At 30.6% G+C, this 18,265-nt stretch carries 16 protein-coding genes and 1 riboswitch; of the genes, 13 read left to right on the plus strand and 3 right to left on the minus strand.

All coding sequences use genetic code 11. The features are described 5' to 3' along the window. Window positions 1–33 precede the first annotated feature (33 nt). The gene (locus KPL51_RS18915; protein WP_216164963.1) at window positions 34–933 is read left to right on the plus strand and encodes a hypothetical protein; all 900 of its coding nucleotides are present in this window, start codon (window positions 34–36) and stop codon (window positions 931–933) included. A 105-nt stretch (window positions 934–1,038) separates the two neighbouring features. Here the strand turns inward: KPL51_RS18915 and KPL51_RS18920 are convergent, their stop codons facing one another. Further along, complete coding sequence (locus tag KPL51_RS18920) at window positions 1,039–1,443, minus strand: bactofilin family protein (protein ID WP_216164966.1); 405 nt, start codon at window positions 1,441–1,443, stop codon at window positions 1,039–1,041. A 335-nt stretch (window positions 1,444–1,778) separates the two neighbouring features. Then, the gene (locus KPL51_RS18925; RefSeq protein ID WP_216164970.1) at window positions 1,779–2,792 is read right to left on the minus strand and encodes a VCBS repeat-containing protein; all 1,014 of its coding nucleotides are present in this window, start codon (window positions 2,790–2,792) and stop codon (window positions 1,779–1,781) included. Between the two features lie 113 nt (window positions 2,793–2,905). Between KPL51_RS18925 and KPL51_RS18930 the strand changes: the two genes are divergently transcribed. After that, window positions 2,906–4,153, plus strand: coding sequence for an ABC transporter substrate-binding protein (locus KPL51_RS18930; RefSeq protein ID WP_216164974.1), 1,248 nt, complete (start codon window positions 2,906–2,908; stop codon window positions 4,151–4,153). A 59-nt stretch (window positions 4,154–4,212) separates the two neighbouring features. On the opposite strand, the gene perR is transcribed toward KPL51_RS18930, so the two are convergent. Next, window positions 4,213–4,623: a transcriptional regulator PerR gene (gene perR / locus KPL51_RS18935; protein ID WP_216164977.1), complete on the minus strand. Its 411-nt coding sequence runs from the start codon at window positions 4,621–4,623 to the stop codon at window positions 4,213–4,215. Between the two features lie 176 nt (window positions 4,624–4,799). On the opposite strand from perR, the gene KPL51_RS18940 reads away from it, so the two are divergent. From KPL51_RS18940 to KPL51_RS18990, 11 genes are all read left to right on the plus strand, one after another. Next, complete coding sequence (locus tag KPL51_RS18940; protein WP_216164980.1) at window positions 4,800–6,176, plus strand: PhoH family protein; 1,377 nt, start codon at window positions 4,800–4,802, stop codon at window positions 6,174–6,176. 175 nt (window positions 6,177–6,351) lie between these two features. Beyond that, complete coding sequence (locus KPL51_RS18945) at window positions 6,352–7,374, plus strand: phosphodiester glycosidase family protein (RefSeq protein WP_376770104.1); 1,023 nt, start codon at window positions 6,352–6,354, stop codon at window positions 7,372–7,374. Between the two features lie 30 nt (window positions 7,375–7,404). Continuing rightward, window positions 7,405–8,433 (plus strand): hypothetical protein, encoded by a 1,029-nt coding sequence (locus KPL51_RS18950; RefSeq protein ID WP_216164986.1) that lies wholly within the window; start codon window positions 7,405–7,407, stop codon window positions 8,431–8,433. Window positions 8,434–8,947: 514 nt separating this feature from the next. Beyond that, complete coding sequence (locus tag KPL51_RS18955; RefSeq protein WP_216165016.1) at window positions 8,948–9,562, plus strand: site-2 protease family protein; 615 nt, start codon at window positions 8,948–8,950, stop codon at window positions 9,560–9,562. Window positions 9,563–9,974: 412 nt separating this feature from the next. Continuing rightward, window positions 9,975–10,640, plus strand: coding sequence for a tRNA (guanosine(46)-N7)-methyltransferase TrmB (gene trmB / locus KPL51_RS18960; RefSeq protein ID WP_216164990.1), 666 nt, complete (start codon window positions 9,975–9,977; stop codon window positions 10,638–10,640). 331 nt (window positions 10,641–10,971) lie between these two features. Further along, window positions 10,972–12,147 (plus strand): permease, encoded by a 1,176-nt coding sequence (locus KPL51_RS18965; protein ID WP_244998143.1) that lies wholly within the window; start codon window positions 10,972–10,974, stop codon window positions 12,145–12,147. 61 nt (window positions 12,148–12,208) lie between these two features. Next, complete coding sequence (locus tag KPL51_RS18970) at window positions 12,209–13,090, plus strand: TIGR03943 family putative permease subunit (protein ID WP_216164993.1); 882 nt, start codon at window positions 12,209–12,211, stop codon at window positions 13,088–13,090. Between the two features lie 317 nt (window positions 13,091–13,407). Then, window positions 13,408–13,596, plus strand: a riboswitch (cobalamin riboswitch). 129 nt (window positions 13,597–13,725) lie between these two features. Further along, window positions 13,726–15,285: a cobyric acid synthase gene (locus KPL51_RS18975; RefSeq protein WP_216164996.1), complete on the plus strand. Its 1,560-nt coding sequence runs from the start codon at window positions 13,726–13,728 to the stop codon at window positions 15,283–15,285. Between the two features lie 195 nt (window positions 15,286–15,480). Next, entirely contained in the window at window positions 15,481–15,639 is a 159-nt protein-coding gene (locus KPL51_RS18980; RefSeq protein WP_216165000.1) for a hypothetical protein, read from the plus strand. Between the two features lie 35 nt (window positions 15,640–15,674). Then, window positions 15,675–16,643: an adenosylcobinamide-phosphate synthase CbiB gene (cbiB, locus tag KPL51_RS18985; protein ID WP_216165003.1), complete on the plus strand. Its 969-nt coding sequence runs from the start codon at window positions 15,675–15,677 to the stop codon at window positions 16,641–16,643. Between the two features lie 360 nt (window positions 16,644–17,003). Next, complete coding sequence (locus KPL51_RS18990; RefSeq protein ID WP_216165007.1) at window positions 17,004–17,918, plus strand: transposase; 915 nt, start codon at window positions 17,004–17,006, stop codon at window positions 17,916–17,918. Window positions 17,919–18,265: the final 347 nt, after the last annotated feature.

Here is an 18,265-nt window from a genome sequence, read left to right on the forward strand (position 1 = left end):
TATGCTCTCCCATTTATAAATGAGGTGATAAATGTGTCAAAACATCATAAACACCATGGAAATAATATGAATAATGGAAACAACGATAACAATAACAGCAACGGAAATAATAACAATAAGGGCAACAATAATAACAGTAACAGTAGTAATGGCAACGGTAACAATAATGTTAATAATAACCCATTAGCATCTTTGTTAAATGGAAATTCTGACAATCCTTTGATGGCATTATTATCTGGATTACTATCTGGAAATAATGGTGGTGGTAGCGGTATGCTTGAGGGCTTACTCTCTGGTTCAGGAGGCCAAAACAACAATATCTTAACAAGTTTGCTTGGTAATTTAGGAGGGCAAGACAATAACATGCTATCAGGTTTGCTTGGTAACTTAGGTGGTCAAGACAATAACATGCTATCGAATTTACTTAGTAATTTAGGTTTAAATTCAAGTAATACAAATTCAACGACAAATGCTAGTTCGAAATCTAATTCTAATTCAATGGTTGCAAAAACTAAGAAAAATAATTCAAATGAAAATAATGATTCATTAAGCTCTAATTCATCAAATTTTAATGAAAATGAACCATTATCAAATATATTTTCAGGCATGGGTGGCATAGATTTAAGCCAAATCTCAAATATGTTAGCTGGAATTGATTTAAATAATTTGGATTTAAGTAGTTTAGATCTGGATAATCCAGGCTTTAGTAATATGATAAATTCTCTATCCAATAATCATTCATTTGAAAATAATGATTCCGTTGAGAGTAATGATGTGGAATTTAAACATACTGATCCCAAAGAAAGAACACATAGTATTATAAAGAACTTAGAGGATGAGGATGTTGGGCAACTAATATATATATTAGCTCATTTGGTAGATGATAGAAAACTTGAAATGCTCAATAAAATTGTAGACGAAAAATCCAATTAAGATGTTGGAGTTTTTATTTAGATGTATGCAATGATAATATTTTTTATGTTAATCATCTCAAAAAAATAACTAGCTTACTAACTAGTTATTTTTTTTGAGGATGACTTATAAATTCTTAATGTCGCTATCAGCACTATCAGTATTTTCATAGCCTAGCATGGTACATTTGCCATCAAGGATGCCACCTTCAGAAATCATTAATTTTTTGGCTGAAATGTCTCCTTTGATCTTGCCACAAGGTTCTATGGTTAAAGTGCTTTTACAAGAGATATTTCCATGAAGTATTCCGTTTATATATGCATTGTTGCATATCATATTTCCTTTTATGTGCCCAGATTCTCCTAGTATTATATCCTCTTCGCAAAATAGGTCGCCATCAATAGAGCCATCTATTTTTAACAACCCATTTATATTCATAGAGCCAATCACACAACATTGTTCACCTATTAAAGTTTCAATTCTATTCAATTCTTTTTCTTTATTATTATTATTATTATTATTATTAAACATACAAAATCTCCTCCAATGTTAAATTATTTTATAATTACAAGTGATATTGTTTTATAAAAATATTTCATAAAAATAAAATAAAATATGTTTTATAGTGCATAAAATTACGGGAAAAGGTTAATATAATAAATGTAATCGGAGTTAAAATCTCCATTAGCATAAAATTAATTATTAATTTTTTTATTGATTATTTTATGCGGAACCCCCCCATCCCCCTTGGGACCGATAATACGGTCCCTTTTGTATTTCATAAAATACATTAATATTGATTATAAAATAAATATATGATTAGTAGCTATATTCTATTACAAATTCATTTGGAAGGCCTGGGAGTTTTAGTTAATATTTATAGAGCTAATCTTGAAGGTAGAAGTATTATTACCATTTGGGAAAAGCTTAAGAATTAAATTTATGGTATAGTTTTTTGTCTCTTTTGGAGAGCTAATATTAGTTCCTTTAAAATTTAAGGTCCATAGAATATCACTGGCATTACCGTTTTTGTCCCAAGCATAATCTTTAAAAACTGCATCTTGAAAGTTTAAATACAATTTCCTGTTTGATAAATCGCTTAATAGTGAAATATCATTACCATTTAAGTCATCGGCGAAAAGTTCTTTTGAGATGTTTAGTTCTGCTAGTGGAAAACTTGTCATGAGATTTATAAAACCTGTTATGGTGTTTTTACCCATATAATTATCAGTATAATTATAGTCAAAGGATTTTAAACTATCTTTAATGAAAATATAACTTTTAAAATTGATTTTGCCATCCTTAATATTTCCAGATAAAACTTTAGGAGTTTTATTATTTTTACTGTCTATAAAGCCCAAAATATTGTTTGTGCTGCAAAATATATCATTAAATTTTTCATGGTTCCAAAGAAATACATGTTGAACGGCACTATTCTTTGTGGATGATGTATCACTAACTGAGGCTGTATCCTCTGTAGAGGCTGTATCCTCTGTAGAGGCTGTATCCTCTGTAGAGGCTTGAGTAAATATTTCAGGTACATTGTTCCTAGATACGTCCATTAAGGTTAGTCTCATTGGCCACTGCACGTAATAATTTCCTACAGTGTTAATTTTTTTAGAAGGCTCTAAATAATAGCTTTTATCTTCTGAATTTATCTGAATATAATATTTATCACTATTTGTTTTTATGTAGAGAATATCCTTAGTTCCATCACCTGTTAGATCAGCCTGCATTATTTTGTTTTCATTAACAATATTAAATGTACTTATGGAATCTTTCCTTGAAAATAACAAGGAAGTGAGCATTATTGTGCCTACAAAGATTGCTAAAGCATAATAAATAAATTTTTTCTTAAGAAATATTACCTGTAATTTCATATATTCCACCCCCTTTAAATTATATGTAGCAAATGTAATAATTATATATTTAATTAATTTATATAAAATAAATTTTAAAAAAATCCATATTATTAATATTATGAGGTGAACTTATGAAAAAATCATTTAAATATATGAAAAATCTATGTTCTGTTATTATTATATTAAGTATAGTAGGCAATCTTTCGGCTTGTAAATCTGAAAAAATTGCTAAAGAAAAAAAACTAAATATTTTTTTGGATATAAGTGATCAGTATTCTTCCAATGTAATTAAGTTTTTAATTGAAGATTTTAAAAAAAACAATCCAGATGTTGAAATAAAATTAAATGATGCCTTAGGTAATAAAAGTAGTGATATTATGGAAACAATTAATCTAGGTACAGAAATTGATGCGATTTTCACGAGTAGGAATACTTTAATAGAACTTACTAAAAAAGGAGTTTTAAGTGATTTGGAAAGTGCTTATGAAAAGAATTTTATTAGTGATAGATATTATGATGGTATGAGCTCTTATGGTAGAGTCGGAGATAAATTCTATGGTATAGGAGTTGTGCCCTATTCTATAGAACTACTATACAATAAAGCTTATTTAGAAAAATTACAAATATCTAATCCTAATAATTTAGAAGGATGGTTAAATGTTTTGAAACAAGTTAGTGCTAAGGGAATTAAGACCCCTATAGCACTAACAGATGATGTGGATGCTGGTGGATTTATATATTCGTTAACAGCTAATAAGGTTATAAATATTCATGACCTTGAACACAGCTATGATAGTGGTGAAGAAGGTTATAAGAAGCTCAAAGATATGCAGAAAACATTCGACTCATTTAACACTTTAGTAAAAGATAGTGGAATTACTGGGGATTCTTTTGAGGTGGGAAATGAACAAAGTATTAGCAACTTTAATAATGGCGAAATTCCACTGATGGCTTGTATTTCTTATTATAATTCTAAACTTAATGGACCCAATATGGGGATAATAGAAGATTATAATAACAATTCTAATTATGGTTCTAATGTGCCTATTATAATTAATTCTCTATTGTGTATTCCTATAAATGCAAAAAATGGAGATACTGCTAATGCTTTTATTAAATATATATATAGTGATGAGGTTCAAGCGAGAATTGCTCAGAGTGGAATTATAAGTGGAAATAAAATTGTAAATAACAGTGTAACTGGTATTGGAAAAATAATGGTTCAACATATGAACAAAGCTAATGATAATAGTATTCTTGTTTTATATAATTTACCTGAAAAGATAAAAAACGGAGTATTATTAGCTATAAGAAAGATTTTAGATGGTGGTTATAACTCTAAAGAATGGGATGAATTATTAAAAAAAGCTTACAAGTAAATTGTTCAATAAAAAAAGGAAGTATAAAATTATATTTATACTTCCTTTTTTTATTTCGTTTATTTTTGGCAATCTTTGCATAAACCATAAAAATATATTTTGCTTGCTAGAACCTCATAGTTAGTATATTGCTTTACGTCTTCATTTACATTTGAAAAACATATGCCTTCTATGTCATCAACTCTACCGCAACTCATGCACTGTATGTGAGGGTGTGTACTCATGTTACCATCATATCTAAAGTTACCTTCACCTACATTAAGTTCTATTATTAATTCAACTTGTACAAGAGTCTTTAATGCCTTATAAATTGTAGCCAAACTCATAGTAGGATAAGTTGGTTGAAGAGCTTTGTAAATCACTTCTGCTGAAGGATGCTCTTTTGTGGATTTTAAATATTTGTAAACTGCGATACGTTGAGGTGTTAGCTTTAATTTTTTCTCTCTAAAAATTGTAGTAATGTTCTCCATATACACCATCCTATAATGTAATTATATGTTATAAGACTTATTATATAATAAAAGCTATTACTTGTCAAAACATATATTGTAAAGTATCTTAATTAAAATTAAAAATTTTATTTCATTTTAATTCATTTATAGGATAAGTAACATATATTAGTTATATAGAGAGGAGGGCTGATATTTTGAAAAAAACCTACGTATTAGATACCAATGTTATTCTGTATTCACCCAGTGCTATATTATCTTTTGGAGAGAACGATGTAATAATACCTGAAGTGGTATTAGAAGAATTAGATAGTTTTAAAAAAGATAAAAGTGATTTAGGAGCTAATGCCAGATATGCAGCTAGACTTATTGATAAACTTAGACCTCAGGGAAAATTAAATGAGGGTGTTGAGCTAGAAAATGGCGGAAGACTTAGGGTTGAAATGAATCACTATGATACAAAAATTCCTCCTTCTTGGAGTAAAGAAAAGGCAGACAATAGAATATTACAGGTATGTAAGGGACTTAAAGAGCAAGGTGAAGATGTATGGTTAATAACCAAAGATATATTCCAAAGAATTAAAGCAGATGCTGTAGATATTAATGTAGATGATTTTTATGAAAAATTTGTGCCTGAATATGACAATCAGTATACAGGAAGAATTGAAGTATTTGTATCTTCCGAAAAGCTTCAGGAGTTTTTTAGTAAAAAAGTTTTACTGGCCAGTGCCTTACTTAATTATGATGAGAGTTCAGAAGAATATACCACACCGATTTTATACACAAACCAATTTTTAATAATTCATTCAATGGAAAACCCAAAACAAACTGCACTAGCTAGATACGATGGTAAAAATATAGTACCACTTTACAGTAAGGAGAGTAAGCCACTTGGAGTAGTGCCAAGAAATGTAGGACAGAGATTTATGCTAGAAGCACTAAGCATGGATGCAATAAAAGCCCCCTTAGTAATTGTTAAGGGGCCTGCAGGAACTGCTAAAACATTATTTTCATTAGCGGTAGGGCTTCAAAAAATACTGCAAGATAATAGTGAACACTACAGAAGAATTTTAGTTTGTAGACCTAATGTTACCATGGATGAGGATATAGGCTTTTTACCGGGTACGGAGCAAGAAAAAATATCGCCTTTTATGAGGCCAATATTTGACAATTTAGAAATACTCGTTGATTCTGATGAAAAGGAACGTTATAAAAATGAGAAAGAATTATTAGAAAAGATAAAAGATTTATTTGATAGGAGAATTATAACCACCGAAGCTGTTGCTTACCTTAGAGGAAGGTCCATAGTTAAAAATTGGGTTATTATAGATGAGGCACAAAATTTGTCACCAAAACAGGTTAAAACAATAATAACTAGAGTTGGTGAAGGAACTAAGTTAATTCTTATAGGGGACCCAGAACAAATAGATCATCCTTTTCTTGATTCTAGATCAAATGGCTTGTGTTATGCTTCTGAAAAAATGAAGGGCAGTGAATTGTGTTATCAGGTAACTTTAAAATATGATGAATGCGAGAGATCACCCCTAGCCTATGAAGGTTCGAAAAAATTATAAATATATTGATTTTATACAAAAGAGAGCATAAGGAATTATGCTCTCTTTTGTATAAAATTATAGTATTAGCAATTATATTCACAGAAATTACATTAAAATTTTGTTTTAATATGTATAGTTTTAATGTACAATAGGATAGAACATAATAAGAAGAGGGATGGGAAGTATGAGGAAACTGAAAAAAACTAGAAGAACTAAAAAAACAAAAAAACGTACAAGCACGCTTGTTATATTATTTATTGTATTTGAACTTGTTTTTACAGCGGTTACAGGCCCATATATGCTTTATTATGGTCCATTTAAAAATGCAAAGACTACAGTGGTAGGTGCAGCCATGACTACTCTTACATTACAATGGCTAGCGAAAGCATTTTTATCCGATGATAAAATAAAAGAAATTTTGAAGGGTCAATCGGTGGAAACTATAGCTCAAGCTAACCTAGATGACAAAACGTCAGGGGTAAAGGTAGAAAATAAAGATGATGATAGCATTGAAAGATATGACATAAAAGGTAAAAAATATAAAGGATACGTATTAATAATTAGTGATCCAACTAGGATTAAAGTTGGTTATAGTAGCAAATTGGGCAAGGAAGGCGAACTGACCAGTGAAATAGCAAAAGCTAATAATGCTGTTGCGGCCATTAATGGTGGTGCGTTTACAGACAAAGCTGCTGATGTGGAATGGGCAGGAACGGGAGCAAATCCAACAGGAATTATAATGTCAGGTGGAAAGTCTATTTTTACTGACATAAAAGATGAAGATAAAAGAATAGAGGTTGTTGCATTAACTAAAGAGGGAAAGTTGTTAGTTGGTCTCCACAGCATTACAGAAATGAAAAAAGTTGGGGTAGCTGAAGCATTATCATTTGGTCCAGCTATGATAGTTAATGGAAAGAAACTGATAAATAATAATAGTGATGGAGCTATGGGCATAGCACCTAGGACAGCTATTGCACAGAGGCAAGATGGAGCAATAATATTATTAGTTATTGATGGTAGACAAGTAAATAGTATAGGGGCTACTTTAAGAGAGGTACAAGACGTATTGTATGATGAATATGGAGCTTATAATGCTACTAACTTAGATGGAGGTTCTTCTTCTACTATGTTTTATAATGATGAAGTTATAAACAATCCTAGCGACAGTTTAGGAGAGAGAGCAATACCTTCAATTATGTATGTGGAGAGTAGATAATTAATATTTTAAATTAAAGGAGAAAGCATTATGAAATGGAAGAAAAGAATATTTATATGGATAGTAGTGTCTTTATCTTTACAATGTTTAGTCCTCTTTTATGTGGATCGTTATTTTTTAGCTACTGATTCAAAGGTGGATTCAAAAAAGGTTGAGCCAAATGAAACAGAAAAAATAAAAAACATTGATATTACTGTTCCAGCAAGTGCAGAGAATATATTAGTGTCCTATGATGCTAAATATTTATCTTATTATGAGAATGAAAAATTAAAAATTGTTAACTGTAAGGATGGAACTATAAAGGATATATCTGTAGATGATGGTTGTACAATTTCTTTTTCCAAATGGCTTCCAGATAGAAATAGAATGCTTTTGGTAGAGAAAAAGAGCTATGATGAGTCTAGTAATTTAGTATTATATCATTATGATGTGTCAAAAGGTGAAAAAGTAAAGATTAAAGATTTAGCTTGGGCTAACACGAAATCCGAAGTAGAAGATATTCAATTAGCAACATTAACAGGAGTTATTTACGTAAAAGTTTCAAGTGAGGGTGAGAGAAGTAGCATATACAGAATTGACAGAATGGGAGGTATGACAAAAGCTGATACAATTCCTAATTTTGTGAGTAATATCTCTGTGTTACGCCATGAAGATCAATTAATATACGAGGGCTCGGTTTATAATAAAATATATGCTACGGGTAGAGAAAGTTCTATAACTGTAGAAGGTGTGGACAAGCTAACACTACTTGGCGATGATGATAACGACAATGTGTATCTTGGAGAATTAAAAGATAAATTAATAAGCAAAATTTATTATGGTAAAACAGCAGATGGCACTGAAGACTGGAAAATGATTGAATTACAACAACCTACTGCTATAAAAGATTTATATGTTTCGTCAGATGGTAAAATGTATAAAAATGATTCACTTAAGGGTGTATTAAAGGAAATTAGTTCTGGAACTGAAACTAGCTATGAAGGAAAATTATTGCAGTTATATACTAAAGGATTAGTATCTTTAGTAAATAATAAAATATCTTTTGTTCCTTTTAAGTAGATAGGTATACTAAGTAAGTAGGTACATTAAGTAAGTGTGTACATTAAGTAAGTAGATATACTAAGTAAATAGTTGCATTTAAATAAGTTATTGTAATTTTAAACTATGCCTTAGGCATGGTTTTTTATTATAATATGTAATGCCTATAGGTATTACATACTTACAATCATCACATAATTATAAGTAAATTTAATAGCTTCATTTAACCAGGGCATAATATTGTTTACAAAAATATGTAAATAGGAATATCTTAATAGAAGTATGTTAATAGAAGTATATATGTATAAATATATAAGTATAAATATATAAGTGAAATTATATTTATATGTTTTGAAAATATTGGATTAAAAGTAAAAAAACTTTGCTATAATAGATATATTAAACATCTAAAAAATAACAAGTTAAAGATGCCTAACAAGTTAAGTAACAATTAGATATTGCTATTTATCTTGTAGGAATATAAGGAGAGATAAATTTGGATACTGAACAACTAAAAATATTATATAAGATTTTAATGATACCAGCAATTTTAATAGCATTTACTTTTCATGAGTATGCACATGCTATCACAGCAGACAGGTTAGGAGATAAAACACCTAGATTTCAAGGGAGACTTACACTAAACCCTATTGCTCATATAGATCTAATGGGATTTATTTTGATTTTGATAGTAGGATTTGGGTGGGCAAAACCTGTTCAGACAAATCCTAGTGCCTATAAAAATTATTATAAAGATGACTTGAAGGTTTCTGCTGCAGGGCCAATTGCAAATTTGATTATTGGTATTGTATTTGCAATTTTTCTTGTGTTATTTGAAAAGTTTTCACCGATTACCGGTGAATTAGGTAAAATAATACAGGCAATACTAGAAATTACAGGGTCCTTAAATTGTGTGTTATTTTTTCTTAACTTAGTTCCAATACCAGGGTTTGATGGATTCCACATAGTTAGAGATTTGTTTCCAAAGTTTTTTTACAATTTATCAGATTCGCTTACTAGGTATCAATTCTTAATATTTATGGTTCTATTATTACCTATAGTTGGTGGTCAATCAATTTTCTATTACATTGTACACGTCCCAGGTACGTTGCTATTTTATTTCTTTACAAATATTGTAGCAATGGTTTAAATGGACCGATAGATTATTATTTGATGAATTTTAATAGATGGCATAGCTCCAAGAAAGAAATAAGATAGCCCAGCTAACACTTGGTAATATTGGACATGTGTTTGCTGGAGGTATTATGCTACTAGAGGAGGTTAAACTTTTACGGCACTATTAACGTGATAAGTGCGGGGTAAGCTGGACAAGCTGGACAAGCTGCGGGGTAAGCTGGACAAGCTGGACAAGCTGGACAAGCTGGCAAGCTGGGGACAGTTAGCAACTAATGTGTATATGTATCAAGACAAGGCATCAAAAGTAATAGTTAAAATCTAAAACATTAAAGTTTGTTTAGATGAATTCCTGTGATATAATAAAGGGAATTTCAGAAGAATTATGTAGTAATTTTTTTAATATGTAAATATAAGGAGAAAAATATATGCGCCTAAGAAAAAAATATTGGGCTAGGCCGGAACTTGAGGCTAGCCATATTGTAGTAACAGACCATTATGCTCATAAAGGAAAATGGAATGTGGAATTTAAGAATAATAATGAAATACATCTAGAACTAGGCTGTGGTAAAGGTGGCTTTATATCAGAAAGGTCTAAGCAGAATCAAGATATTAACTTTGTAGGTATAGATTTAAAAGATGAGGTTCTAGTATTTGCCCTTAGAAAAGTTCTACAAGTAAGGGAAGTTAAAGGGACAGAAGATTTAAATGTAAGGCTTATGCCTCTAAATATTATGCTTATTGATGATGTTTTTGCAGAGGACGAGATAAGCAGGATTTATATAAATTTCTGTAATCCTTGGCCAAAGGAAAGACATAACAAAAGAAGATTAACTCACACTAAATCTTTAATAAATTACAAGAAATTCTTAAAGCCTGGCTCTGAAGTTTGGTTCAAAACAGATGATACAGAGTTATTTGAAGACTCAATAGAGTATTTCAAAGAATGTGGTTTTGAAATATTATTCTTGACTTATGATTTGCATAATAGTGACTTTAAAGAGAATGTAGTAACAGAATACGAAGCTAAATTTGCAGAACTAGGCATGAAGGCCATGTTTTTGAGAGCTAAACTAATTGTAGACAATAAATAAAGCAAGCTATATTACTGAGAGCATTAAAGAAAGTTATTTAGTACTTAAGAACCCCATGCATTTATGCGTGGGAGTTTCAGAAAACATAAATATAGTTATAAACAGAATTGTCCACACTAGACCCATAAAATTTGGGATTAGTGTGGACAATTTTTTTTGAAGCCGCATTTTATATTAGTATTAATTTTGGTCCAATTAAATAGAATTAAAGATTTAGCATTTTCTTTACAGAGTAGTTTTTATTTTATGATCAATTAATTGGAATAGTAACCAGTTTAAGGTAATATAATAGTCTAGAGTTTGTAAATATTAATAGCTAGGAGTTGAGCATTTGATTCAGGGAAATAAAAGGGTTTATGATAGTGAAATCAATATAATAAAAATTATGATTAGCATCATAGTCTTATTATTGGGAATATATTTTGTAAAGAGGAACACCTTTATCAGCTTAAATTTAAGGGTTCTTAATGACTTTTCTACAGTTTTTCTTAGTATAATTTTTGAAGGAATACCTTTTATATTAATAGGAGCATTGGTTTCCTCTATAATTCAAATATTAGTATCAGAGGAAGCAATTGCCAAAATAATTCCTAAAAATAAATTTGTTGGGATTTTGATTGCTTCCTTAGTTGGACTTGTTTTTCCTGTATGTGAATGTGCTATTGTGCCTATAACTAGGAGGCTTGTTAAGAAGGGTGTTCCATTAAGTATTGCGGTTACATTTATGTTATCAGTACCAATTATGAATCCGGTGGTTTTATTATCAACACACTATGCGTTTATGGGAATGTCATACATGGTAATAGCAAGAGCTATGTTTGGTATGATTGGCGCTATAACAATAGGTGTTCTTATTGGGGTACTTCATAAAGATAGTCCTTTTAAGCGACAGGTGGTTAGAAAGCCTAGAGGCACACGGAAAGTAGAAGGTGATTTTGAACATCATACTGTAGGAAGATTTAAAAATACTAACCTTATTAAACATAATCATATCCATGTAGATAAAAATAATGAGGTCTGTTCTTGTGGACATAGTCATAACCATAGTAATTATAATAATAAGATCATAAGAAACATAGAGGAAATAATAACGCATACTAGTGCAGAATTATATGATATAGGTAGATTTTTTATAATGGGAGTATTCCTATCAACGTGTATGCAAATTTTTATACCTAAGGAATTTATTTTATCCATAGGTGGAGGTGTTTTATCTTCCATAATAGTGATGATGGTGCTAGCTTTTGTATTATCAGTTTGTTCAGAAACAGATGCATTTATAGCTAGAAGCTTTTTAGGACAGTTTACCTCCGGTTCAATTTTAGGATTTTTAATTTTAGGGCCTATGATAGATATAAAAAATACAATTATGCTTTGTGGAAGCTTTAAATTGAGTTTTGTAGCTAAATTGATTTTCCTTATAATTGCTATTTGCTTTATTTTAGCTGTAATAGCAAACATATTTCCACTTGACATGCTAACTAATGGGTTTGCGATAGGTGATTAAAAATAAATGATGGTGTGGGATGGATAGTACTTGCAGATAATCTCAACACAAGGAGGTAGGTTTGAAAAAGAGGTTAAATTTAAATGAATTAATGTGGTTTCTTATATTAATAGGCTTCACTTGTTATTTTTACATGATTATCAGTACAAATAAATTAACACTATTTGTACATCCCAAAATGGTAAAATACGTAAATTTTGCATTGTATTTTTTTATTGTTTTGGTGATTTTTCAAGGAAAGAATATTTGCGAATTAAAAAAAGAAAAAAGCTTTAAGTTTGGCTATATAATGTTTTTAATACCATTGTTTTTAGGATTTCTATTAAAACCTGAAGGGGTGAGTGTGTACAGTGCAATAAATAAGGGGTTTTCGTTAACTTCACAATTGAAAATTGATGCATTAAAGCATAAGCATACTGTTTTAGAGGATGGAACAGAAGTATGTGAGCATAATGATGAAAATACTCATGTTGTTGAAAATACTAGTGATATTGAAAATACTAGTGCTGTTGAAAATAATAATGTTAAATTACCTATACCTATAGAAAGTATCTCACTTATAAAAGGCGAAACAATAAATGTAACTAATGAAAATTTCGTAAATACTTATGAAGATTTATACGGAAATACTAAGCAGAATATTGGTAGGCGTTTATATATGAAAGGCTTCGTATATAAACAAAAGGGACTTGATAAGGATGAATTTATCTTGGCTAGGATTCTTGTAAGTTGCTGCGCTGCAGATGCGCAGTTGGTAGGTGTTTTATGTGATTTTCCCCAGGTAAAAGAATTTACAGAGGGTACTTGGGTAAATATAGAGGGTATATTAGGGCAAAGAGAATATGCGGATTCTAAAAATGGAGAAATTAGTATAATTCCAATAATTAAAGTGAATAAGATAGAAAAAACAGATGAACAGAGCAATGAGTATATATATAATTAAGGAACTAAGAATTAGTGAACATAGCAAAGGCACAAAGGTACAAAGGTACAAAGGTAAGAAGGTACAAAGGGATATGAAAGGCATATTAAAGGCATATGAAATTCTTAATTATTGACATAATTAATGTAATGCTATAAACTTAATTATGTAGAAGAATATTAAATATTAGAATGTTTAGATTTAATGTTATGTTAGCATATTAGCAAAAAAGTGAATAGATATTTTTAGGTGCCTATTATTAATTAAACCGCTTTAGCGGATAAAGTTACTAACGTAGCTGAAGCTATGTTAATAGCTAAAGCTATGTTAATAGCTGAAGCTATGTTAATAGCTGAAGCTATGTTAATAGCTTATTAATAAGGTGAAAAGGGAATGTGGTGTGATTCCACAACAGCCCCCGCTACTGTAATTGAACACAAATTTTTATGCCTACCTGTAAAAAAACGGAAGGGCTGTGAGTTGAGTGAGTCAAGAGCCAGGAGACCTGCCTAAATCAGTAATATTAAGCTTTCGGCGGGAAAGAACTTGTAGAGTATAAGTTAGTGCAATAAGAAATTTGTACATAACAGCAGGTGTGAAAGCTTGCTGTTTTTTATTTTGTAACAATAAAAGCATGATAGATAGGAGGAGTAGTAATGGCTAAAATAATGATTCAAGGAACAGCTTCATCTGTAGGGAAAAGTATATTAGTAACAGCACTCTGTAGAATATTTAAACAAGATGGGTTTACTGTATGTCCCTTTAAGTCACAGAACATGTCACTGAATTCTTACATTACGTTAGATGGGAAAGAAATGGGACGAGCACAGGTGCTCCAAGCATATGCAGCTGGACTTGAGCCAGAGGCATTTATGAATCCAATTTTATTAAAACCTTCCTCAGATAAAAAGTGCCAAATTATAGTTAATGGAAAGGTTTTTGGAAATAGTACTGCTATGGAATATCATAATATGAAAATCGAATTTAGAGATATGCTAAAGATACAGTTTGAGGAAATAGAGAAGAAATTTGAAATTATAGTAATGGAAGGTGCAGGAAGTCCTGCAGAAATCAACTTAAGAGATAGAGACATTGTAAATATGGGAATGGCAGAACTTGTAGATGCACCAGTAATACTTGCAGGAGATATAGATAAAGGTGGAGTATTTGCATCCCTGGCAGGCACAATGCTTTTGCTTAATGAGGAAGAGAAAAAAAGAGTTAAAGCCACTATTATAAACAAATTTAGAGGAGATATAGAAATTTTAAAGCCTGGACTTACAATGCTTGAGGATATTATACATATTCCTTGTGCAGGAGTAGTCCCTTACTTTAGATTAGATTTGGAAGATGAAGACGGAACAGTAGAATTTAACAAAAAAATTACTGCACCTATTGACATTGCAGTAATATGGTTACCTCATATTTCTAATTTTACAGATGTAGATGCATTAAAAGCTGAAGAAGATGTATCAGTTAGATTTGTTAAGACTAAAGAAGAATTAGGAAATCCAGACTTACTTATAATACCGGGAACTAAAAATACTATTGAGGATTTAATCACCTTAAAAGCTTTGGGCTTGGCAGAAGCTATTATAAAATATAGTGTGGATGGCAACATATTAGGTATTTGTGGTGGGTATCAAATGCTAGGGAATACTTTAAATGACCCTGAGGGAGTAGAAACAAATTTAGAAAAAATAGATGGTATGAAGCTTTTAGACATAGATACAGTATTCCAAGGTGAAAAAATAACTACAAGAGTAAAGGCTCGTAGCATTAATATGGGATCTATAAACGCGGACAATAGCGAAAAGGATAATTTAGAAAGTTCTAATAACAATATTGAAGTTTATGGTTATGAAATACACATGGGAATTTGTAAATATGGGCACAATGCAAGGCCACTTTTTGAGATATATCATAAGAACCTTGAGCACCCTTCAGTGGAAGGCGAAGAAGCATGTGATTATGACGGATCAATAAATGAAACTGGAAATGTTATGGGTACATATATCCATGGAATACTTGATGGAGTACAATTTAGAGAATACATAGTAAATAGTCTAAGAATAAAAAAAGATATGGAGCCTAAAAAATCTAAGGTGTACGAAAATCTAAGAGAAAAGGAAATAGACAAGCTAGCAGACATAGTGAGAGAAAGTGTAGACATAGATTCTATCTATAAGATTATGGGAATTGAGAAGAAAGGTTAGAGGAAAAGTTGAGCAATCTTGAGCTTGTTGAGCTTGGAGGTGTGGAGGTGGGGGACAGTTAGAAACTAATTGAGGAAAGGCTGAAGAAGCTAAAAAGCTGAGGACGGTTAGCAACTTAAAAAGGTAAAAAGGTAAAAAGGTAAAAAGGTAAAAAGGTAGGGGACGGTTAACAACTTAATAAAGAAAGTTGAAAAGTTGGAAATGCTGAAAAGGCTGGAAAAGGCTGGAAAAGGCTGGGGACAGTTAGAAATTGATTGGATAAAGATGAAAGGTTGGAAAACTTGTGAAAAGTTGGGGACGGTTAATAACTTATTAAATAAGTTGAGAAGTTTTGGTAAGTTGATAACTTTATAAAAAATCAGAAAAGTATAAGATAGTGAGGAATTAACATGAAAATACTATTGGCAATGAATGTAATAGATTTAATATTGGCGGTACTCTTAGATGTATTAATTGGAGACCCATACTGGTTTCCACATCCGGTGATTTATATAGGAAAACTTATCTCTATATTAGATAAGTTAGGCAGAAAGTTATGTAAAACCAATAAGCAAATCAAAGCCTTTGGAGGGACCATTGTAGTTATAGTAGCCTTTTTTAGTTTTTTAGTGCCATTTATAATTTTATGGCTTTCTAAAGAAATTTTTTTGCTATACCACATTTTAAATATAATACTTATTTGGACAACAATAGCTGCTAGATGCCTTCATAAAGAGGGTAAAAAGGTATATGATTCCTTGGCTAAAAACGATATTGAGGATGCTAGATTAAAATTATCTTATATTGTAGGGAGAGATACAAAGGAGCTTAATGAATATGAAATAATACGAGCTGATGTGGAGACCATTGCGGAAAACACAGCAGATGGTGTTATAGCTCCTATTCTTTATGCAATATTAGGGGGAGCACCTTTAGCCATGATGTATAAGGGAATAAATACTATGGACTCAATGCTTGGATATATGAATGAAAAATATAAACATATTGGATTCTTTCCAGCAAAAACAGATGATGTATTTAATTTTATCCCTGCAAGAATAACAGGGCTTTTAATTTGTTTAGCGGCTCCACTGGTTGGAGGAAATGTTTTAGAAAGTATAAAAATAATGATAAGGGATCGAAAAAATCATAAAAGCCCTAATTGTGCTTATCCAGAAGGTGCTGCAGCAGGTGCGATGAAAGTTCAACTAGGGGGCACAAATGTATATTTTGGAGAAGAAATGTATAAACCTAGCATAGGAAATAAAATAAAAGAGTTAGGCAAAGAGCATATAGTAGATACAATAAAACTAATGTATGGTGCAATGGTTTGCTTAGTAATAATCTATTTAATAGGAGCGTTTTTTTTAATTGTATAAAACAATTCAATTTGTAGGAATATGCATATATACAAATTTACTTGGAATTAAGAACACTTTGGGGATTATTTAATAACAACTTGTGGATAAAAAGACAATTTATCTAATTAACAGTGGATAACTTTGTTTAAAATGAATATTATTATCTCACAAAAACAGTAAGAACTAAAAACTCAATTAAAGTATAATTGAGGCTTAATTAAGACTTGGTTGAGCTAGGTTGAACCGAAACAGCCGAGCCAGAACCGAGCCAGGCTAGGGACAGTTAACAATTTTTAAAAAAATAATTAAAAAATATGAATATCACCTTGACACATAGGCAAGAATTTAAAGAAAAGTTTGTGTGGAGAGGTGATTTTTATGGCTAGAAAGGCAAGAGAAAAAGCAGAGGATGCTATATTTCATATTATGTGTAAAAGTATTAGTGAACTAGATTTATTCCGGGATGAGGATGATAAAAGAAAGTACTTACTACTTGTAAAAAAGTATAAAGAACTTTATAATTTTAAGGTTTACGGGTATTGCATTATGGATAATCATTTGCACTTATTAATTGACACTAATGGTTCAGATATTTCAAAGGTGATGCATGGAATAAATTTTTCTTATGCAATATATTATAATAAAAAATATAAAAGAGATGGGCATCTCTTTAAAGACAGATTTAAAAGCAAAATAGTTAATAATAAAAGATATTTAAGGACTGTATCATTATACATACATAACAATCCAATTGACATTGCTGGCTATAGAACTTGTCCTGAAAAATATGCTTTTTCTAGTTTGGAAATATTTTTAGGAAAAAGACGAGACTATTATAAATTAGTGGATTATGTATTTGTTATGAGTCTTTTTGGAAATAACCTTAAAAGTGCAAGAAAAAACTACTATAACCTTATTTTTAAATGTAATGAGGAAAAATTAAAAGAAGAAATTGAATTTGAAGATGAAAAAACAGATTATAAAATGGGGAGAAAGTTACTTAAAAGAAATTTTAAAGTAGAAGATATATTAGAGTTTGTAACAACAAAGATGAATATTTCAAGGGATATGATCAACATAAAGTATAATAGAAATATTGTAGAAACCAAAGCATTAATAATTGTTCTAATGAGAAGCCTTTGCAATTTTAAATCCAGTGATATTTGCAAGGTGCTTGGAAATGTTTCGCATTCCAGGGTATCAAAATTAAGTACTATAGGTATTGGATTTATTGGAATAAAAGAAAAACATGAAAATATTATTGAGGATTTTATTAAGTATAATCAGTCTTAATATTTGAGTTATTAATGGCTTTGAGATAAATGGATAAAAATTTTAGTGCGTAATTTATATTTGTTTTATTTATATTAAAATTGGACAAGCATATAAAATAAAACTAATATGTTGCTAACTGTCACCTTGATAAACACGTTAACCCTTGCTTAGTTGCTAACCGCCCCCCTGATAAGCCCGTTAACCCCTTGCTTAGTTGCTAACTGTCCCCCTGATAACCCCGATAACTCATCGCTTAGTTTCTAAGCGTCCCCCTTGATAACCCCGATAACTCATCGCTTAGTTTCTAAGCGTCCCCCCTGATAATCCCGTTAAACCCTCGCTTAGTTTCTAGCGTCCCCCTGATA

Origin of the sequence: Clostridium bowmanii, from assembly GCF_018861315.1 — a bacterium.
Classification (GTDB): Bacteria; Bacillota; Clostridia; order Clostridiales; family Clostridiaceae; genus Clostridium_AD; species Clostridium_AD bowmanii.